At 34.8% G+C, this 21865-nt stretch carries 20 protein-coding genes; 6 read left to right on the forward strand and 14 right to left on the reverse strand.

The features are described from left to right. Positions 1-23 precede the first annotated feature (23 nt). The 8 genes from G6R02_RS19775 to G6R02_RS19810 all read right to left on the reverse strand — a co-directional run bounded on the left by G6R02_RS19775 (position 24) and on the right by G6R02_RS19810 (position 7952). Positions 24-1049: a zinc-dependent alcohol dehydrogenase gene (locus G6R02_RS19775; RefSeq protein WP_164671162.1), complete on the reverse strand. Its 1026-nt coding sequence runs from the start codon at positions 1047-1049 to the stop codon at positions 24-26. Positions 1050-1068: 19 nt separating this feature from the next. Continuing rightward, positions 1069-1974, reverse strand: coding sequence for a fumarylacetoacetate hydrolase family protein (locus G6R02_RS19780; RefSeq protein ID WP_164671163.1), 906 nt, complete (start codon positions 1972-1974; stop codon positions 1069-1071). A gap of 294 nt (positions 1975-2268) precedes the next feature. Continuing rightward, positions 2269-3033, reverse strand: coding sequence for an SDR family NAD(P)-dependent oxidoreductase (locus G6R02_RS19785; protein ID WP_164671164.1), 765 nt, complete (start codon positions 3031-3033; stop codon positions 2269-2271). 27 nt (positions 3034-3060) lie between these two features. Next, positions 3061-4554 (reverse strand): tripartite tricarboxylate transporter permease, encoded by a 1494-nt coding sequence (locus G6R02_RS19790; protein WP_164671165.1) that lies wholly within the window; start codon positions 4552-4554, stop codon positions 3061-3063. 14 nt (positions 4555-4568) lie between these two features. Continuing rightward, positions 4569-5003 (reverse strand): tripartite tricarboxylate transporter TctB family protein, encoded by a 435-nt coding sequence (locus G6R02_RS19795; protein ID WP_164671166.1) that lies wholly within the window; start codon positions 5001-5003, stop codon positions 4569-4571. Between the two features lie 55 nt (positions 5004-5058). Then, positions 5059-6030: a 2-hydroxyacid dehydrogenase gene (locus tag G6R02_RS19800; RefSeq protein ID WP_164671167.1), complete on the reverse strand. Its 972-nt coding sequence runs from the start codon at positions 6028-6030 to the stop codon at positions 5059-5061. A gap of 98 nt (positions 6031-6128) precedes the next feature. Then, on the reverse strand, positions 6129-7112 hold the full coding sequence (locus G6R02_RS19805; RefSeq protein WP_164671168.1) for a tripartite tricarboxylate transporter substrate binding protein: 984 nt from the start codon (positions 7110-7112) through the stop codon (positions 6129-6131). Between the two features lie 69 nt (positions 7113-7181). After that, complete coding sequence (locus G6R02_RS19810) at positions 7182-7952, reverse strand: IclR family transcriptional regulator (RefSeq protein ID WP_164671169.1); 771 nt, start codon at positions 7950-7952, stop codon at positions 7182-7184. 366 nt (positions 7953-8318) lie between these two features. On the opposite strand from G6R02_RS19810, the gene G6R02_RS19815 reads away from it, so the two are divergent. The 3 genes from G6R02_RS19815 (at position 8319) to G6R02_RS20195 (ending at position 9778) form a co-directional block, all read left to right on the forward strand. Continuing rightward, positions 8319-8567, forward strand: coding sequence for a helix-turn-helix domain-containing protein (locus tag G6R02_RS19815; protein ID WP_164671170.1), 249 nt, complete (start codon positions 8319-8321; stop codon positions 8565-8567). Positions 8568-8684: 117 nt separating this feature from the next. Further along, positions 8685-9257 carry a sigma-70 family RNA polymerase sigma factor gene (locus G6R02_RS19820; RefSeq protein ID WP_164671171.1) on the forward strand — a complete coding sequence of 191 codons (573 nt, stop codon included), beginning with the start codon at positions 8685-8687 and terminating at the stop codon, positions 9255-9257. A gap of 29 nt (positions 9258-9286) precedes the next feature. Continuing rightward, entirely contained in the window at positions 9287-9778 is a 492-nt protein-coding gene (locus tag G6R02_RS20195) for a hypothetical protein (protein ID WP_246202687.1), read from the forward strand. Positions 9779-10041: 263 nt separating this feature from the next. Here G6R02_RS20195 and G6R02_RS19830 read toward each other — a convergent pair whose 3' ends face one another. After that, positions 10042-11412 (reverse strand): IS4 family transposase, encoded by a 1371-nt coding sequence (locus G6R02_RS19830; protein ID WP_164671172.1) that lies wholly within the window; start codon positions 11410-11412, stop codon positions 10042-10044. 516 nt (positions 11413-11928) lie between these two features. On the opposite strand from G6R02_RS19830, the gene G6R02_RS19835 reads away from it, so the two are divergent. Both G6R02_RS19835 and G6R02_RS19840 read left to right on the forward strand, forming a co-directional pair. After that, complete coding sequence (locus G6R02_RS19835) at positions 11929-12990, forward strand: hypothetical protein (RefSeq protein WP_164671173.1); 1062 nt, start codon at positions 11929-11931, stop codon at positions 12988-12990. Positions 12991-13002: 12 nt separating this feature from the next. After that, positions 13003-13464: a hypothetical protein gene (locus tag G6R02_RS19840; protein ID WP_164671174.1), complete on the forward strand. Its 462-nt coding sequence runs from the start codon at positions 13003-13005 to the stop codon at positions 13462-13464. A 111-nt stretch (positions 13465-13575) separates the two neighbouring features. Here the strand turns inward: G6R02_RS19840 and G6R02_RS19845 are convergent, their stop codons facing one another. The 3 genes from G6R02_RS19845 to G6R02_RS19855 all read right to left on the reverse strand — a co-directional run bounded on the left by G6R02_RS19845 (position 13576) and on the right by G6R02_RS19855 (position 18292). Next, a complete protein-coding gene (locus tag G6R02_RS19845) occupies positions 13576-15579 on the reverse strand; it encodes an N-6 DNA methylase family protein (RefSeq protein WP_164671175.1) in 2004 nt (667 codons plus the stop codon). 65 nt (positions 15580-15644) lie between these two features. Continuing rightward, on the reverse strand, positions 15645-17240 hold the full coding sequence (locus G6R02_RS19850) for a DNA methyltransferase (protein WP_164671176.1): 1596 nt from the start codon (positions 17238-17240) through the stop codon (positions 15645-15647). A 311-nt stretch (positions 17241-17551) separates the two neighbouring features. After that, positions 17552-18292 (reverse strand): hypothetical protein, encoded by a 741-nt coding sequence (locus G6R02_RS19855; protein WP_164671177.1) that lies wholly within the window; start codon positions 18290-18292, stop codon positions 17552-17554. Positions 18293-18628: 336 nt separating this feature from the next. Between G6R02_RS19855 and G6R02_RS19860 the strand changes: the two genes are divergently transcribed. After that, positions 18629-19414, forward strand: coding sequence for a vWA domain-containing protein (locus G6R02_RS19860; protein WP_164671178.1), 786 nt, complete (start codon positions 18629-18631; stop codon positions 19412-19414). A gap of 156 nt (positions 19415-19570) precedes the next feature. Here the strand turns inward: G6R02_RS19860 and G6R02_RS19865 are convergent, their stop codons facing one another. Together G6R02_RS19865 and G6R02_RS19870 are read right to left on the reverse strand one after the other, a co-directional pair. Then, positions 19571-20530, reverse strand: coding sequence for a zinc-binding dehydrogenase (locus tag G6R02_RS19865; protein WP_164671179.1), 960 nt, complete (start codon positions 20528-20530; stop codon positions 19571-19573). Between the two features lie 400 nt (positions 20531-20930). Next, entirely contained in the window at positions 20931-21749 is an 819-nt protein-coding gene (locus tag G6R02_RS19870) for a DUF4839 domain-containing protein (RefSeq protein ID WP_164671180.1), read from the reverse strand. Positions 21750-21865: the final 116 nt, after the last annotated feature.

Raw genomic sequence — 21865 nt, forward strand, 5'->3', positions numbered from 1 at the left:
TTTACCTCCCTGAAGCATTCCTGTTATTTATTAAGATCAAGAAAGATCTTGCTGTTTTTAACCTTTCCTTCTATCAAATCCATGAATGATTGCTGTCCATCTTCCAATCTACGGACTTCTGTCCATCCACCAGGTGTAACCTTTCCATTTACAAGTAACTGTACAGCATCCTGAAAATCCTGTCCTGAATAACAGAAAGAACCCATTACCGTTATCTCGTTGCGAATAAAGTCATTAATTGGTAGAGGTGTTTCATTAACTCCCAGTCCGATATTCATAATAACTCCTCCTGGGTTGATAACTTTTGCCGCCTGTGATCTCGTTGGTAGAAATCCTACAGCATCAATTAACACGTCGATCCCTTTATAACCAGTTATTTTCTCCAGTTCCAATTCAAAATCGTCTTTATCATTATTCAAAGTATGTTCAATGCCAATTTCCTTTAATGTCTGCAGTCGGGCTTCATTGATATCAGCAACAATAATCTTGCTTGCACCAAGTTCCTTTGCAACTAAAGCACTTAATAGTCCTATTGCACCTGCACCAAAAATCAGCACGTTTGGAACAGTATGCACAGCCATTGCTCTTCTCACTGCTCTAAAACAGCAAGCTAAAGGCTCAGATAATGTTGCGGCATAGGAATCAACTCTTTCTGGAACTTCAACAACAGCACTTGCAGGAACAGCAACATATTCCGCAAACGCACCTGAACGGTGAATACCAATAATTTGTCTGTTTTCACATTGTGTTTCGTTGCCCCGGATACATTGTTTGCAGTTACCACAAGTTAATAATGGATTTACAACAACTTTTGTACCTTTGGTAACACCATTAACTTCTTCACCCAGACTTTCCAGATGTCCACTAAACTCATGTCCCATTATAAGCGGTGGAACACGCAGGCTATTATGGCCTAAAAACCCCTCGATTTCAGAGCCGCAAATACCAGCAACGTCTACTTTTACTAATACTTCATCCTTTGCCAGTTTAGGTATAGGTCTTTCTTCTATATCCATTTGCTTTGGTCCGTTCCAAGATAATACCTTCATTTGTATTTCCCCCTTGTTGTTATCGAACTGGATTTTCCAATACGCCAATTTTCTCTATCTCAATTTTGCATGTATCACCGGACTTCAAAAACACTTGCGGATTACGGAATACGCCAACCCCATGTGGTGTTCCGGTTGCAACAATATCACCTGGTTCAAATGTAAAGCCTTTTGACAGATATGAAATGATGTATGGAATGTTAAAAATTAAGTTTTTGGTATTTGAATCCTGTAATGTTTCCTCATTCAAGTCTAGCTTAATATCCAAATGATGCGGATCTTTAATGTCATCTTTTGTAACAATAACAGGACCTAGTGGTGCAAAAGTATCGTATGATTTTCCTCTCACCCATTGTACATCTGCAAATTGTACATCCCTTGCACTCACATCATTAATGATTGTATAACCGAAGACATAATCCATTGCATCTTCTTCTGGTATGTTCTTACCTTTCTTTCCTATGACAACAGCAAGCTCCGCTTCATAGTCCACCTGTTCGGATTCTTCAGGTAATTCAATCACTTCACCTGGGGCTGTTAGACAAGAAGCCCATTTTGAAAAAATCATCGGTTGTTTTGGTGGCTCCACATTCTGTTCAATACAATGATCCATATAGTTATTTCCTACACAAACCACTTTTCCAGGACGGGATATCGGGCTTAGCACTTTAACATCTTCATAACTATAAACTGCTTCAAATACTTTCCCTTTGTTTTCTTTTGTCCATGTCCACACCTTGTTGACCATTGGCATTGTTTCGGCATTATTTTTAATCAACTCATCCAGATCATTTGCCAATGAAACATTTTGGCCGTTTACCTCATTGAATAAATCCACTAGCTTCACTAAATCGTAAACACTTGCTTCTTCCTGAATACCAATTTTACATTCCCTGTCGTTCAATTGAAATGACAGTAATTTCATATTTCCACCCCTTAAATAAAATTATTTCAAAACACTGTCAATACTTTGACAACGCTTCCAATGATAATAAAAAATAATTGTTTACTATGTAGCCTTTAAATAACAGCACCTCTTAGTTCATTATAATAAACTAAGTTTTATTTAATAAACTATTTACAGTTTATCATATGCATAGTCATTGTCAAATAATTTATAATTTCTCCATATGTTTTACAATTCTACACGTAAAACGTATATTATCTTGTTACTTTTTAAAAAATCACATGCCTAGGACATGTGATCCTTCCGAATTTCTTATTTCCCGTTGGCCAAACCGCCGTCAATTATAAAAGAACTTCCCATCATAAAGGTCGACTCATCTGAAGCAAGGTACAACGCCGCATAGGCTATATCAATCGGTTTACCAAGCTTTTTAGTAAGCTGCCTTTTTTTAATGGATTCAACTATTGCATCTGGATTTTCTGAGTTGGCAATATATTTTTCAACAAACGGGGTATAGATAGTCCCCGGCATCAATGCATTCACACGGATGTTATACTTCGCATAGTCGACCTGCATGGCTTTGGTCATTGACAAAACGGCACCCTTTGTTGCAGCATATGCTGTTCGTTCAGCTACACCCATTTGTGCAATAGACGATGACATATTAATGATGGAGCCTTTTTTCTCATTCATCATATGTTTAACAGCATACTTCGACATCAAATATACACCGTTTACATTAACGTTCATAACCTGATTCCATGTATCACACGCAATATTATCCATTCTACCGACACTACTGATACCAGCATTATTAAACAAGACATCTATCTTCCTATATTTTTTTATTACTAAATTTACAAATTTTTGCACTTCTGCTTCCTGTGTTATATCTACCTGGTAAAAACCTGCTTCTCCATTTTGTTCTTTAATTTTATTCATTGTTTCCTTACCATTATTTTCATCAATATCGACAAGTATAACGACAGCTCCCTCTTTCGCAAATAATAAAGCTGTTTCTCTTCCGATTCCGGACCCGGAACCAGTTATAACAGTCACCATATTTTTTAACCGCAAAACAGTATCCTCCTTTTTTTGTATACTTTACAGTTTCTCTTCAACATTTGATTTTCTGTTAAATAACTTCAGAATCAACGGCATTAATAATGTAATAATTGCTAAGACTATTAACGTTCCAGAAATAGGTCTTGTGAATACCGAGAAAAAATTACCATCCGTTAATGCCAATGTTCTTCTTAAGTTTGATTCCATCATCGGGCCCAAAATCAACGCTAAAATTACCGGGGAAGCAGAAAATCCATATTTCAACATAAAATAACCAATAATCCCTGAAACAAGCATTACATAAACATCAAACATATTATTATTGATTGAGTAAGAACCAATAGCACATAATACCAAAATAACTGGCATTAATATCGTTTTTGGGATGTTTAATACTTTAATAAATAGGCGCACACCTACTAAACCTAATAGAATAATAGTTAAATTAGCTAGGATCATTCCAATAAATAAGGAATAAACCATTTCACCATTTTGTTGGAATAACTGTGGCCCCGGCTGCAAACCTTGAACCATTAAAGCTCCCAACATAACGGCTGTAACCGCATCACCAGGAATTCCTAATGTAAGCAACGGAATCATTGCACCACCTGTTGATCCATTGTTTGCAGCTTCAGGAGATACAACCCCTTCCAGATTCCCTTCTTTAAACTCTTTTTTATGTTTAGTGACATTTGAGGTAACATTATAAGCAACGAAAGCACCAATGTCCCCGCCAGCGCCGGGTATCATTCCAATAAATGCACCAATACCAGCAGAGCGCAATATTGTACCAATAATCGCTTTAAATTCAACCCATTTTAATTTTATTTTTTCTACCTTTTTAATCACATAACCTTTTGAAACGGCTTCTTCCAATGATTGAAATGCTTGAGCGGCAGCGAACAAACCAATCATTACAGGAATGAAATCTATTCCACCTGTTAAATTATAGTTATCAAAAGTAAACCGTGGAAAACCATTGATTGGGTCCGTACCTATGGTAGCAATTATAAGACCAATAAACCCGACTATTAATCCTTTAACTAAAGATTTTCCTGCAACACTAGTTATAACTGCTAAGCCAAATAAAGCCAGTGCAAATGTTTCCTGAGCACTAAAATTCAAAGCAAATTTTGATAATTGGGGGGCTACGAAAATTAAAAGAATAACACTTAATATACCTGCTATCCCAGAAGAAAGTGTTGCAGCTGTAAGAGCTTTATACGCCAACCCTCTTTTTGTCATTTCATACCCGGCAATAGCAGTAGCTGCTGAAGAAGGTGTACCGGGTGTTCTAAGTAAAATAGCTGCAATAGAGCCTCCATAAATACCACCAAAATAAACTCCTATTAGCATTAAAATTCCGGGTAGTGGTTCCATTCCAAATGTAATTGGTAATATTAGAGCAACCCCCATTGTTGCAGTTAAGCCGGGAAGTGCACCAATTGAAACCCCTATAATACAACCTAATATAACTGTTAAAATAGGGCTTATACTAAAAAAATTTCCAATTGCTTGTGTAAATAGTTCCATATTCAGCCACCTTTCTAAAGTAAAAACCCTGTTGGTAAAGGAACATTAAGTAGTTGTTGAAAAAATACAAATAAAAAAAATGCAACCCCTGCTGGTACTGAGACCAAATAAATTACTTTTTTAACGTGATTCATCCAAAGGAGCATAACTAAAAACAAAATCGAGCTTAAATAGAATCCTAGAATTGGAATTAATACTGCATAAATAATAAACAACAATATAAATAATAAAACCTTTTTTGAATTCGGATTAGGCTCTTCATTACTAATAAATACACTTTTACAAAATAAAATTATACCAAGGGCTATAAGCAAAACCGCATAAATTCTGGGCATAAATGCTGGCCCGGTTATTGATCCAGGTACGTCTGGAAAACTTAGAGTATAATAATAAGTTATACCTCCAAATATTATAGTTAATATACTAATTAAAATATTTTGTGGTTTCACAGTATCCACCTCTCTTTAAATAGATAAATCCACATAGGTAATATGCTATAACATACTACCTCAATTCTGGTACGATATACGCTGACTTTCCATCATTAATCAATACATCAACCAGATTTTTTGCAGCAAGCATTGCGATATCCGCCCTTGTTTTATGGGTGGCTGTTCCGATGTGAGGTAAAGCCACAACATTATCCATACTTAATAAAGGATTGTCTGGAGAAGTAGGTTCTTGATCAAAAACATCTAATCCAGCTGCTGCAATTTCCCTTTCCCAAAGCGCTTGTACCAGTGCATTCTCGTTAACAGTTTGCCCCCTGGAAATATTGATAAATATTCCTGTTTTTTTCATCAATTTAAAGTGTTCAAATGTAAAGTAGTGTTTTGTTTGTTCATTTAATGGTAGTAGAAGCAATACAAAATCAGATTCTTTGAGTAAACCTTCCAAATTTTTATATGTAACCCCTATTTCATCTTCCAATTCTAAATTTTGTTTCCGATTATGGTATAGAACATCCATATTAAAACCTGCAATTGCTCGGCGTGCTACTACCTGTCCAATTCTACCCATACCAATAATTCCGAGTGTGGTACTATGAACGTTTAATCCAAACAACGGAGTATCATCTCCACCTTTCCAACCCCCATTTTTCACATAATTGTTTAACTCGGGAATTTTTCTGGCAGTAGCGATCATCAATCCAAATGCTAAATCTGCCACAGCATTATCTAACACATAAGGGGTATTTGTTCCGATTACATTTCTTTTCTTCATTTCTTCCAAATTAAAATTGTTGTATCCAACTGACATGTTGCTAACAACTTTTAGATTAGAAGCTGCTTGCAGAAATTCTTGATCGACACTTCCCCCTGCAGTTAAAATGCCTTCAACGTCTTTTATTTCATCATGAAATTGCTCCTTTGATAATTTTTCTCCTTCTTTACTTTTTCGATAATCACAATGTCCTGCAATGTATTCCTCGACTTCTTGAGGAATTGGTTTATTAATATAAACTTTCGGTTTCATGCATAAATGCTCCTTATCCAAGATTTTTATAGTAAATAATATGGAACTACTCTATACGCATTATTATGAGCGTACAGAGCAATTCCAGCTTTAAAGTGTTATTTCGCGATATCTAGTTTCTCTATAAGTGGTTTAAATAATTTACTGCTGTCTTCCATCTGCTTCCCAAAATCCTCACTTCCCTTGGTTACAATACCAAGTCCATTGTTTTTCATAAATTCTTTAAATTTATCTGATTCTGCTGCTTTTAAGAATGCTTCTTCGAGTTCTTTCACAACATCTTCAGGTGTACCTTTGGGTGCAACAACACCTCGCCATGCCCCAACATTTACAGTTTCAACACCAGCTTCCTCTAGCGTTGGAACATCAGGAAGAGCTTCTGAACGTTTATCAGACATAACAGCTAATGTTTTTAATTTACCTGCTTCAACCTGAGTCATTACTTCTCCCGGGCTAACTGTTACAGCTTCGATGTGACCACCTAACAGAGAAGTGATTGATGGAGCTGCACCATCAAATGGTACAAATTCAATATCAATTTCATTTGCATCTGCAAAAGCTTCAGCTGACAGATGCCAAATAGCTCCAAATCCAGAACCACCCACACGAATTTCTCCAGGATGCTCTTTTGCATAGTCAACGAATTCCTGAACCGTATCATATGGAGCATCAGCGGGAACAGTTATTGCCGACGGATCAAAGTTCAACTGAGCAACCGGATCAAAATCTTCATATGTGAAATCAGCTAACCCTAAATGAGATAGAAAACTTAACTCCACTGTTGCAAATGTCAACGTAAGACCATCTGGCTTAGCGGCAGCGCCTTCAGCCATTCCGACAGCTCCGCCACCGCCTGGTTTATTTACAACACCAATGGATGCATCCAATTCCTTTTCTGCTATTTTAGCAATTGACCTGGCAACCGCGTCAGTACCCCCACCTGCAGCATGTGGTACAATTAGTTCAATAGTACTCCCAGCAAGACTGCTTTCATTCTCAGCACTTGATGCCGAATCCCCGGAACTACAAGCGCTTACAAATGTAAGTAATATAATTAAAAATAGCCCAAATACCTTCTTCATGAAAATTTCCCCTCTCTTATTTATTAATAAATTTAATGCTTATAAAAAAGCAAGTTATTGTTCAAAAATTTAAGTATTCTTTATGTGTCCGCTGATTTTGGATAGCTTATTTGCTAGATCAGTAATTTCAACTGTTGCTTTTTCTTTTTTTCTAGTCCAACTAGATTCCGTCATCGTACAGCTAATTCCATAAACAATTTGGTTACTATAATCGTATATAGGTGCTGCTACACAATAAAATCCCTCTGCACCTTCCTGTTCTTCAATAGCGTATCCGACCTTTTTCGCCTTTAAAATTTGCTTCCATAAATTATCAATATTTTCTACGGTACGTTCAGTCTTTTTTACAAAGTTAATTTCGGAAAATTTGGATTTTAACTCTTCGTAACTAAAATCTATTAGCTGAATCTTTCCAATTGCTGAAGCATAAGCTGGAAAACGCGTTCCCGGATCTGTAACAAGCTTTACAGGTGAACTACCTTCCTCTCTTCCTATATAAAACACCTCACCACCAATAAGTTTTCCTAATTGAATATGTTCATCAATAATTTTTATTGTTTCTTTCGCTTCCTTTGAGAACGCTTCCAAAATATTAAATTGATTTAAGTACGTTGATCCCATAAATCCTAATACAGATCCCAATGCATATGTTTCACTTTTTTCTTTATTAATCCACCCAAGAGTTTCTAATGTATGTAACAGTGAATACATTGAGCTTTTATTAATTCCAAGCTTGTTTGATAAATCTATTAACCTGAGTTGTTTTGGATGATTAGCGATTTGTTCAATTATTAGATTCGCTTTTTCCAATGCTGGAACCCAATACTTTTTCTTTACCACTCTTAACCCCTTTCTTGTTTATTATAATAAACTTAGTTTGTTTTTATAAACTTTTTATCATTGTAACAGAATTCATATAATTGTCAATAATTATAATAAATTTTATCTAGAGAGGTTTATTTTACCATTCCTCATCAGTCAGAACCCCTTCGGTAGAAAAAACAGTAAGCATCAAACGCCTGTCATTTTTCAAAAAACCAAATTTTCTTCCAAAAGGGTCTACCTGGACGTGGTATTCTCATTAGTCTGACAGGATAGTAGGTTTTAGAAAACTTGGTATTCGCCAATTCTTCGTGACGAATGCCCAAGTGGACTTTTGCAGACAGAAACCGAATTATACGTTTCTGTTATAAAGGAAGAGAGATATTGGATATAGTCGTTATTAAAAAGCTAATTGGGAAACACATTGTAAAACGAAGAAAAGAATTAAAATGGACACAACGAAGGTTGGCGGATGAGTCCGGCCTAGATGAAAAAAATATTGACAGATTTGAAAGGGGGAAAATAAATCCATATACGTCTACTTTTATTAAACTTGCCGTAGCACTGGAGTTAGATGTAAATCAAATACTTAAAGATATTCAACAAGAATACAACTCTTCTGACAAACAATAATCCCAGTTTTTCTTTCAACTACATCCTCGACAATTATCCGATTCACAATCTTCCTTACCATCATCTCAGGATCCGCAGAGTTTATTTCCTACTACTACCCCATAAAGGAGCAATCACATGGACAACAAAATATCTGTTGAAGAAATCCTCGAACAAAACGAGCGGCGGATTCATTATCAAATCAAAAAAATGAACATCCGCGATCCGCACAAGGAATACTTTCAGGAAGGCCTAGTCGCACTCTGGAATGCCTATGAAACCTATCAGCCCGACAAAGGCCCCATGGCAACATACTTCAACTATACAATCAGGAACCGACTGATTGACCGCATGCGGAAAGAAAATAAGCATACCGAAATGCAGCGAAAAGCCATTCACGAGCAGCTAATACAAGCCTCCGACGGCAACCATCATTCCGAACAATCCAAAGCGACCATCCCACTGGTCCATACGTACAACTTCCCAATCAATGATCCTGACTTTTGGAAACAAATAAAAACACACCTGACCGAAAATCAATGGAAATGGGTGTATTATCATATTATCGAGGACATGCCCTATAAGGACATTGCCATCACAGAAAATACAACCGTTGATGCGGTAAAAAGCTGGGGGAAACAAGTAAAGAAAAAATTGAAAAGTCCCCAATTCCGCAAAACTATCCATTTGGAAATATCCTCAACAAAATAAAATATCATCTTCACAAGGAGCGAACCCACATGAACTATTTAAAAGAATTGAACGCATTTTATCAGCAAATCATCTTTAATCCACTTTCCGGATCGGCTGTTGCCCTTTGGAACACATTAATGCATTTCAATAATTTATGCGGATGGCAGGAGACTTTTTCAGTCGCCGCCTCCGTCATTGAGTTACAGTCAGGAATCAAAGGAACTTCGTTTAAACGGGCACGAGATGAACTGCAGGAAAAAGGCTATATCCACGTAACATCACGCAGCGGTAACCAGGCTGCAGTTTATCGAATGATTTCGCAATTTAAATTAATGGACCAAAGTACTGTTTGCACGGAGCAAGTGATTATTGCATTCAATTTGTACCACCTTTGCAGTTCTTTTTACCATTGTTTGCGGAGAAGTTTACCATACTTTGCGGAACTGTTTACCATTAAATCCCTCTCAATTCCGGTGATCACAGCCATCGGATTGACAAAGTTGTGCAACTTTTTTGATCCATTTGTGACAAGAGAATGAACCAGTTAATCCACTCACTTAAATAAAACACTATCTTAACCACAGCTTTAGCTGCTTGCCCTTGACCGCCGTGCCACTTCTTAGTGATCGCCGGAAGGGGTCGGGGCCCATAGCCATCAAGCTAACAAAAACGATGCTTTATAAAGCCTATCTTTTTGTTAGTTTTCCGTACCTATTTCTTCGTGTGTTCTAAAATAAGACATGACAAACTAAGCCCTACAAAAAGGACCTTTTAAAATATACGGATATTCAGTTTCACGATCTTATGCTACAGAAGATACACTTTGTTTATAGGCAATATGAAGAATGTCAAACACGGTTTTCTTCTGTTGTTTATGACACTTCCTTCCGTTTATAGATATGCTTTTGTATATTCTTTTGAGCACCTTGACAAGATTTTCACCCTCGCTGATTACCGTTTGCGAAACGGTCAGACTTTCTTTTGCGATATCAATAGATTTGTATTCACTTACCTCCATCTGATACTGCTGATAGAGCATTCTTCGACACTGAAAGGCAACGGATGAGCACAAGAGTAGTTGGATGAATGTGCCGTATAAATGGCATTCAAAGCGTTCCTTTTTCATTTTCTTTACCTCTTGTATCTTGAATAATGATTTCCATGTCTTAAAAAGAATTTCTATTTGCCATCTCAAAGAGTACAGTGAGTACATTTCTTCCTTTTTTACCATTCCCTGTGGTATATTGGTGGCAAATATATTCACAGAGATATTTCTCTGAGCGGAAAGGGTGCTTTTTCTTTTCTTCTTTTTTTGACCTAAGTGCTCCTTCCGCTTTTCTTTTTGTTCTTCAGTCAGTTTTGTAACAACGATTCGTGCAATGAGTGGCTTCTTAGCTTCTGCTCCTATCCGCACCTGGGTCAACTCGGTTACTTCCCCTGGTTGTAACGATTCCGTGACCTTGTTTACATTTACCTTTTCCCATTGTCCATCATCATTTTGTTGGTAAAGATTCGTATCGTTTCTTATTCTAGAAACAAAGAAAGCACCTTTTTTGGCAATCATTGATAAATTTTCCTGTGAGAAATAGCCTAAGTCACGCAGACATAAATCGTCCGGTTGAATATCATCCTGAATGGTTTTGGCATAGCTAATGTCACTTTCTTTTCCGTTTTGTATATGAAGGTGACGGAACACTCCTTCGTATAATTCATACTCGAGTTGAACCTTAACCCCCGTACCATTTGGCCCTTCATATCCCGTATAATCAGAAGGAAGATCAAATGAGGAGGAATCCAAAATTCGAATTCTGTTAAACAGATGTCTTTCCACAATAGATTGAGAACCGGACACCTGATTTAACCATAAAGATTTAAAAATCCGTCTCATGAATTCTACTGCCTCCGTATTGAAGCGTTGATTTAATCCTTCCGTTGAAATCTCCAAATCAAAAAATGAGCAAAGTTGTGCACAAAGTTCATTCAGAGTTTTATTCCCAAAAGATTCACCCAAAAAAGAACATAGCTGATAAAAATATTCCGGTTTCAATTTTGTATTTCTTTGCATAAAATCTACTTCTTTTGCCGACTGACGAATTTTTTCGCTGGAAAGTTTACGTTCTATTTCTTGAGCAAAAAACTCTAACTCGTTACTTGCGTTTACTTTAGCAGACATGAAAAAACCTCCCAAAAGTGTGTTCTATCTTTTGGGAGAAATGATAGGAAAAATATGGGTTATGCCCAAGTGATGTGCTTAACTTGATGGCTATGGGGTCGGGGCCCCACCAGCGGAACTTAGAAGTGATTGTCCGTGGTACGCTATTGATGCGAATGAGCCTCAAGGCTTTATTTCTGTCATTCGCCATCAAAACCACTACCACGGACACAAACAAGGTCAAGGGTGGTGGGAATGTTGCTAAACACTACAGCATGTTTTCATTTGGCAATGGTGGGTGCTATGTCTTTCTTCATCACTGGTAAACTCATCCGCAAACGCTGGTACATTCCTCCGCAAAGTGTGGTAAGAAGAACCGCACAACTGGTAAAAATCGTCCGCAATACTCAAATAATTCAGATGAACCTTTCCTATGCCTCTTTCAGTCGAACCCTGTAAGCCACCTATACTTCATTTGCTAACACAACTCTTTTTTGCAACTTACGTTTTTTATGATAGGATATTACTAACCAATATATGGATAAATTGATTAATAATTTTCGAAAGGATGAGAAGATGTCAATCCCAAATAACTTTAGAGCTGATGAGGCGTACTTACTAGGAATGCTTTATGGCAAAGGTGATCTCTTGTTTAATGATACTGGCCATGAAGGCAGAATAGTCCTTAAAATAAAATTCAGAAGGCCAAGTGTTGAAGCTTTAAGATCTGACAACATCAGCGTACCTCAAATGACATCAATACATAATGAACCAATTCAGGTTAGTGTACATCAGGAATTTGTCCAACTTGCAAATGTGGTAGAACGTTTGCTAGGAACACAGGTTACATTAAGGATGCCGAGAACGGGTGGTAGAAGAAGTTCAAATACAAGCTGGGAAATGAAACAGATGAGGTTAGAAACTGATAACATTTCAACAACATCTGGTATTTTAGGAAGATTATTCGATTCAACACAGATTACAAGAGACACTATCAACCACATCCCTCAGTACCTTTTTGATAACAATATTTCCAGGAACAATGTATTATCATTTATCCAAGGTTTTTGTGATGCATGTGGATTGCCACCAAGTGAAGTTTCTTCCTATCGCGGAGGCAATGATCAAAGAGTACAATTGGAACCTAATTGGAAGAGATGGCATGTCCCTCTCGAGGTACTAAGACTATTCCAAGAGAAATTAGGTATCCCTGTTCAATTTATTAATTTTGGACACCCTCAAGTAAGAGGGTTAAGTTCTTATAGAGGTCAAAACCACCAAATTAGAATTTTTCTAAATGCTATTGATGAGCCCATATTCAGACTAGACTTTAAACAAACTGCTTTTCAGGAACTGTTGAACAACTATGGAATACACCCAGATAAAAATAACCGACCATTGTATCCGGATACGGGTGCAATTCACTTTAATATAACAAGAAGTACTAATGATCCTTTTAATGACCCAGATTTACCCGCTGAACTTACTAACATAAAATTAGACGATAGTAGAGGCAGAAATAGAAACCAATTTAATTTACAAATTGCTAAACTATTACAACCAAACTTATTTCCTAATGTTTCAATCAATAAAATATAAGGTGTGATAGTAATGGCTGAAAAGGATTTATATCTACCTATCAAAAAATATTTAGAATATAAATTAAATTTATGTGGATATGATAAAGTTTATGTAGAAGTTACTGGAGAAAAAAATATATCTAATATAATTTACGAAAAATTTGAACACCAATTTTCAGTATTAGATAAAAGATTTTTTCCTGACCTTATAGCATCATTTAAAAACAATGCCAGAAATTACTCAATCACTATAGAAGTAAAAGACGACCCTTTAACAGTAAGAGATTTATTTCAAGCACTTAGTTACGGGAAAATATTAAGAAGTAAAAAGTCATTTTTAATTTCAAACTATAGTTTACCTGACCAAATACGATACTTCTTGGATGATCGACCGGATTTACTTAAATATGGTCATGGCGGGAGATTGTACATTGGTAAAATTGAGAAAAACGAAATATTAGACGGGCACTGGTTCCCAGAAAATCCGTTTTAAAAAAAGTAAAGTACTTCATATGTACTTTACTTTATTTTAATTCCCGACAATAATTTCTTTGTTTTATCATCAAAATTATGATTATTTTTCTTTATAAAAGTTTTAATTCTGTTATGAAACTGTATTCACGTATAGATTAGTTCCTAAGTTTAATTTAATTTCATTTTTCTCTTGTTCTGTTATCTCATAAATAAAATATACGATTTCATCAGCTTCTTTAACTTTTTCACTAATAGATTTCTTTATATTATTCCGATTTTGATTAAAGTAATTAAAATAGTTGTCCATATCATCAATACTCTTTTTTGAATCTAGATTTTTCAAAAATACATAAGGGCTGTACTCATTGAGCAATATTTCATTCAATTTTAAAATACAGTCTACTACTTCAATTAATGTTGATTGTTTGTTAATATTTTTCACTGGTATATTTCCAATATATGGTTTATCCATGTGAATTGTCAACTTTGACCGGTTATTAATAGTATTTTGGAAATAAAAATTTATTAATTCAGAATTCATAATTCCTAACACATATTTATAATTGAAAACTTGTTCAAATTCATTCAATAGAGTTAAATTGTTAACAGTATCTAAAGCAAACCTGCCCTGATTATCATATGTCGCCACAATTCTTTTTGCTACATTTTGTACCATAATTTTTTCACTTTTATCTAGCAACCGAAGATCCGTTTCATTAAAATAGCTTTTATTTATAAATAACTCTGGTTTTTTTGTTTTAAACTGACCAATATCTCTACCCCTGTATGCGTGAATTATTTCAGTAGCATCACTAGATAGTTCCGTTTTAAACAATGGAGATTTAGCACTAATACTTTTTCCGCGAGGCATGATACTAATATCTCGAAGTTTTATAGTATTTTTTTCTATTTTGGATGCTATCCTACTTAATGAATTATCTAGAAACAAAGGGAATATATTCCATTTAAACAAGTATTTATATTCAAGTGTATGTTTAACAAAGTTCCCCCCCGTAGTCTCATTTAATATTTCAACTGGCTCCTCCTCATCAGCCTGCCCTTTTTGAACAATTAAGATAACCATTTCCAAGCCTACATCACTGAATGCTTTCCCAATGTTGATAATTGACTTTACGCTACAGTTATTTAATATAAATTGGCGGAGCTTTTTATAACTGTCTACCCTGAGTATGGAATTTGGAATTATAAAGCCTAAATAACCACCTTCTTTTAATATATCTATCGATTTCCTAATAAATAATGCAGCACTATTGAGTGTACCAGTTACTTCATTATCTGACATTGTAATATCTTGATAGTTTGCCTTCATTAATTCCTTAACATCTTTCTTGAGTGTTGCATTGTAAGGAGGGTTTCCGATTATTACATCTATCTTTTTATTTATTTCAGTATTTAAAAAATCTTGATTGAAAATCTTTAAATTTTTTAATTCCAGCTCATTATGAGTTAACAATAAATTTAACTTTGTTAGATTTACACAAAAAGGATCAATATCTACACCATAGAAATTATTCTCTAGTATTTCAAGTTGCTTTTTCTTATCTTGGAAGTTGAATTTTTTAATAATATGTTTATAAGACTCTGAAAGAAAACTTCCTCCGCCAGAAGAAGTTTCCAAAATTTTATCATCGCATCCTATTGGAATCCTTTCCAAAATCATATTAATATACTTTCTATCACTAAAATATTGCCCAAGAGCTTTTCTTATTTCTTTATTTTGACTTTTTTCGTATAGGCTTCCGACAATATAATCAATATCTAAAAAAAACTGCAAATTCTTAGTTTCGTTATATAAATCATGTATAGTATTAGCATTTAATTTATATCTCTGTTTAAGAGGAAGTAACTCCAAAATACCATAGTTGACATCTGGTTCCTTCCCCATAATTATATCAGTTAGTAACTCCAGATCTATTTTACGCTTTTCTTTTTCTGATATAGCTTTATAGAGAATAAATCTGGTTAATATCTTTATGCCTACTCTCAAGGCCTCGTCATAAATAGCCTGTTGATTAATATCTTCTTTCTGTTGTTGGGCATCTACGATTTCTTTAACAATTCTATCTCTATAATAATTAATAATATTACTTACATTTCTTAAATCGGTTGCCATAATATCACCTTTCATTTTATAAAAAAACTAGGTGGCACTTACCCACCACCTGAGTTGAGCTCATTTTATTTTTGAAAATTAATAATAAATTGATTAGTATGATTTATAACAAATTTATAGGGATAGCCAAATGGGTAAATTACTTTTTGTGATTGGATTAAGGTTGTTGTTCCCAAATACACATAACCTATTTCACCCATAATACCAACAATATCCCCTGATATATCCTTTTCTTTTTTATTTACTGTGAAATCACTTATTACGATTGAACAATATCCATTTGTTTTTAATTTACTATAAGTTGACGCCATTACATCTTTTATAAGTTGTAAATAACCATCGTAACTTTCTTGATTTCCAATATCGCTTTCCAGGTCTGAGTAATACTCAACACCTTGTCGAAACTGGCTACTATCACTTCGTACACCCTTTCCATCATTTTTTAAAATACTGTGATAAGGTGGTGATGTCACACAATAATCAAGCTCTGGAATATCATCTTCATCGATTCTATTTGTTGAATCACCTTGGATCAGGTAATGACTAGCCGACTGGCTCCTATTAATTTTTTCTCCTTCATAAATAATATCTGTATTTAAAACTAGGAAGTCATTTAGTCTTTTAGCAGAAAGTGAAACATATTCTTCACTCAAATCAATTCCTATACTTCTATTTCCTGTGTACTCAGCTGCAATAGCTGTAGATGCAACACCGAGAAATGGATCAAATATTATTGCAGAGTTTTCTCTACCAACAAATTTTTCAATTAACAATTCTATATCCAAATAACTATATGTTGCTGGATGTTGCTTTCCAATTGAATCTACTCTGGTTTTAGAGTATAAAACCTTAGGTACTGTTACCCTATGATTAGTATCCTTTTCTTTAGGAAAGTATAAATTATGGTTTGCATTATTTTTTTGATTTGATTTATAAAAAATAAGAACATATTTTTTAGAATTAGAATTTATATCGGCAAAATTATTTGATGTAAAGTCATTTTTGTTTATGGCAGTTATCTTTCCTTTGTATTCAAACCCACATTTTATATGATAATGAATTATATGGTTAGAAACATCTATAACATTACCATTAATTACAATGTGCTCATCCGCAATCACTGTAGTATACTTTGAGTTTTCTAAATTATCATAAACTTTTTCTGTTAATTTTGATAAAATATCTTTAACGAATGATTTATAACCTTCCATGTTTGGTTCTGTTTCTTTTATGTAAAATTGGTTCTTTATCAACTCATCAAAAAAAGTAACTACTAACTGATAGCTTGTGTTAGTTAGATTTAGAACTTCATCTATATTAGATAGTCTATTCAGGTTAAAAACCGGTGAATGCTCTCCAAGATTACTATACACATTTTCAACTAGTTCTTGGTTTAAAATTCCCCCTAACTCATATAAAGACAAAACGCCTTTATCGTTATCATTATCAGTAAAAAATCGTATTAAGTTAGAGCAAATTCCTTGGGTTAGATTTTCCTTAAATTCCCACACACTTGCCGTTAATGGGATCCATTCTTTACCGGTTAATTTATTTAGTTTATTTCTCGTGTCAAATTTACCTCGTGCTTCACCTTTCCAAATTCCATACGTACCTATTTGATCTCCTACTTTGTGATTTGTATTATCTACTATTTGTTTCAAAAAACCCACCACCAATTCTCACCAGAATATTAAATTTATAGGTTCCAATGTCGATTATTAGGATATGCTAATTTATACCATGATTTAGTCCAAGATTTAAAGACAAAAAACAACTAAATTTATAAACACCTAACTCATAAACAGTACATGAAAGCATATCTATTTTCAATTAAACATTTAGACTTCCTTTTTCTCTATTTTGCTATGCCAAACATAACTGGTTGTGTTACTTTTTGTTCAAATAACATAATGAAGGTTTATATTATTGAAACTATATCCACTGATAATGATTATTTTCCTATAAATTTTAACTACGACAAAATCCAGGAGTTTTTCACTACATCTCTCTTAGTAACGTCAATAGGAAACGGGGTATCCCTATAGTCTACAACACAGCCATTACTTTCCCAGTGAAAATAATAATTAACAAAATGGTTATTGTATGATTTTTGATTTTGGTGTCTTTCTAATTGTTTTGTTGTAAAGAATAAAGCTTTATATGTATCTTTCCATTCAGCTATATATACATGGAAATCATATTGTTGTATTTTCCTGTCATCTTCTTTATGCCAGGAACAACAAATTTTGTTAGGTTCATCCATTTCTCCCTTGTAATCACGCGAAGTACTAATTTTCAACTTAGCATCTCGACCATCCTGAAGCTTTAAATGTAAAGTATTGTATCTAATTCTTATAATTCCCAAACCTTCGTTATTTGCTTTCAAGTTGTTAATAACAAAATTAATAGCTTTCCTTCTATCTAAACGCTTGTTTGGTTCATTACTATTTTTAGCTGTTTCTTCATTTAACAAATATTCATTAGGTTTTTCACTTAATAAATAATCAACATGGTCGATTGGCTTTGTGTTAATCTCTTTTATGTCGTTATATACCTTTGTCAAATGGTCAAAAGAAGCTTCAGTAATAAATATAGTTGCAGCAGCATCCTTTGTAGCTAGCAAAGTACGTACAATTAGTTTATCAGTCTGAGAGGCTTCCTTATTTTCATTTAGCCAATTTTCATATAGAACCCCAAGGTTCAATATATTCATTTTAATCCCCCCTATTTAATTCGAAATTCTTTTAAAATACTTTTAAGTCTAGTATATAACTCGCATTTAATATTAGCAAGATTATTTTTTGTCTATCTTGCTTAAATAGCCTATTTTTATTTAAAAAAAGCCTTATCCAACCTTATGCCGGAACAGACTTTATCCCTCACATTTCAAAATGATAGAATATTTATTTAACTACCATAGATTTCACCTTATCGAGAAATACTTAATAGAGCATAAAGTTGAGCGTTTATATCCTATGATCTATGTTTTTTTAAGAAGATAGAGGTCAATAACCAACTAAATATATTTGAAGTATGGTTATACAATTAATTGATAAAGTTGTATCTGAACATTGGAACAGGGGGTGACAGTGAAAAAGAAAAGTCCTGCTCCAAAGTGGAAGAAGTCTACAAGCTAAATCACTATGATGCGGATAAATTTGCAAAAGCTCTGGACCAGTTTGAACCTGCTGGATGGACTCCCATGACCAAAGCGATAAAACAAGTGGAGAAAGATTTTGCATCATTGGATGGAGAAAACAATACAACGATTATTTATGTTGTCAGTGATGGTGTTGAAACATGCGGCGGTGACCCGGTGGATGCCATTCAGTCTCTTGATAAATCGGGTATTGATCCGGTTATCAGTATTATCGGCTATCAAGTGCATAATGAAGGATTAAAACAGCTTAAAGAAATGGCAAAAGCATCAGAAAGGCGTTACATCAATGCCAAAACACAAGAGGATTTAACCGCAGAGTTTGAACAAACAGTGGATATGTCGGAGCTTTGGCAAGAATGGCAAAGTGATTCAAAAGATATTATCAAGGATTTACATAGTACCATTAAACACCAGCTGTATGACTGGAATAACAATGAAAAGGAAAAACAGTACCGGCAGCAGGAAAATTTAAAATACGCTTTAAAATATCTGTCTGATAATGAGATTATTGACCATGAAATCCGCTCGGCATTTTCCGATGAATATCGGGGTAATTATTTAAACATTTCGGATGAACGGGGAGAAATTTATTCCAATTTGTATGATATCAACTATGAAACTTACACCGATAAATTTAATGAAGTGGAAAAACGATTTGAGGAAGCCCAGGATTAAATCATAAGCAATGCGAATGAAGATATTTAACGTCTCGTGGAAAATCGGTTTTGAAAAAAGGTGTCAGTCCCCCACTTCTCTAATGTGTTAACACTTCACTGTACTGGGGGACAGGCACCAACCTTCAATTACCTATTTGAATGTATTGTGTACTATCTATTCATCTCCATCATACACGGCTACTAAACGACCTTGTACTTCTCTAGCTTCTAATTTTTCAATACCTTCAGGGATGTCTTTAAATTTAATCTTCGTTAATTTTGGATTCAGTTTGCCTGCTGCCATTAATTCATATATTTCAGCAATATCCTGAGGTGTTCCACCCACATTTGCTAATAATTTCTTAGCGCCTGTGATAAATGAAGTCGTATTAATTGTAGTTTCTAATTTCCCCATCCCTACTAATACGACAGTCCCGCGTGGTTTAACTACCTCTAATGCATCTGAAGTGGTTTTTCCAAATCCAGCATAATCCACAATTAAGTCTAAGTCTTTGTCTGCTAAATCTTTAATATCGGATACAACTTCTACTGCACCGATTTCCTTAGCTAATTCACGCGCTTTCTCACTCACATCTGCTGCATAAATATTCTTAATTCCTTTTGCTACAGCAGCTTGCAATGCAAATTGACCTAATCCGCCAATACCTATTAAGGCAACGTTCATATCAGGTGTTGCTTGCCCTACATTGAATAAAGCTGAGTACGAAGTCATTCCCGCGTCTGTTGCTGAAGCTGCCATTTCTATTGAAAGTTCATCAGGAACATGAACTAAATCCTCTGCTGGTGCAAGAATTTTTGATCCGAAACCACCATCGTAATGATATCCTGGATTCGTTCCAGATGGCCCAGTTGGACATATAGCGACACGATCTCCTACTTTAAAATCAGTAACTCCTTCTCCTACTTCTGAAATTGTTCCAGCATTCTCATGACCCATAATAACTGGCGGATGCATTAATGCCATCCAACCTTCATCCTCGAGAGTCCCCACGTCAGAATGGCAAAGGCCTACTGCTCCGGTGTCAATCACTACACGTCCGGAATCTGCCTTAGGCTCTTCTTGTTCCACAAGCTTAAGTGGCTCGTGTGTCTTAGTAAATTGCCAACCTTTCATAATATCTCCACCTTTTTATTTAATAACTTTCGTTAAACTAATTTAACTATAACAGAGTCAGAATTTGTATGTCTAAGCTTACATCTTACCTTTGATATCTAGTGAAGATTGTTCTTGGTGCCAGTCACCTCTCAGACCATGAAATGCGCTTAACTTCAGTTTGTATGAAAGGAAACAGGCATCATGCTCTATCTCGATAGATATAATAAAGCATAAAAATAGAGGGTTTTTTTAACCTTTTGTAAAAGGTGTCATTCCCCCACTTCTCTTGGATAGTATGGGTTTGGTTTAAAGTAAAGAGTAAGAGTAATTAAATCGAAAAGGAGTCCAACTGTACATAGATATACTATTCCTAGAAACACTTTCCCCTCATTAAATTTCCTCAATTCTTCAATAACTTTTATCTTATTTCAGTAGAAACTGGCTTAAGAAAGAAAAGTCCAGAAGTTTCATTGTATTCTTCAACCACAGCAGTAATATGAAGATTTTGTCCCATACCAATATTTTCTGGTATTTCAGAACCAGTAAGCTTTAAATCAAAAATATTGACATCTTCGAACTTAAAGCTAGGTCCAATAGCAGTTGTCTCACTATAATCACCAGCATAAATTAAAATGTCATATCTTGTTGTATAATCCTCATGTTGCATCATATGTGCAATATTTCCATCAAATTCAATGGTTCTACCAGCATATTTTTTTGCAAATTCACCGACAATTGGATCATATGCATCCTTGACTGCCAAAACAGTTGCAATATCTTCATTATTTTTTACCGTTAATATTTCCTGATTGCTTTCCGCAGATGTATCATTGGTTGGTTGTTCATCTGTCTCAGAACTCTTTTCATTAGTAGATTCGGTGTCACTTTTCTCTTCTTTTGGAAATGTGTGATATGTAATGACTATTTTGGAATCTTTTTGGAAACTATCATTTGCGCTAAACTCAGTATCTCCATTAATCTCTACTTGTTCAATTTCTCCATCTTTTGTCAGCCAACCAGTAATTAAATCATCCAATAGCTTAGTTTCAATATTGGTAAATCCTGTTTCTTCCAATTCCGAAATGACTGTTTGATAATTTTCTCCAACTATTTCATCTGAAGACTTGCTTACTTTTAGCACATTAGGATCCTGTTCAGCAGAACATGCTGAGATGCTAATAATTGCAATCATTAAACATAGGAATAAAAAATTTTTTTTCATAATGGTAAGCGTCAAATAAACCCCACCTACTAATGAGGATGGGGTTTTGTGTATACTTTATTTAGATTTATTAGGAACGCGGCATTCTTGAGGGAGTGTTGCTGACCATGGCAGGTATTGAGCCAATTGCT

The sequence above is a fragment of the Virgibacillus doumboii genome (genome assembly GCF_902806455.1).
Taxonomy (GTDB): Bacteria; Bacillota; Bacilli; order Bacillales; family Amphibacillaceae; genus Lentibacillus; species Lentibacillus doumboii.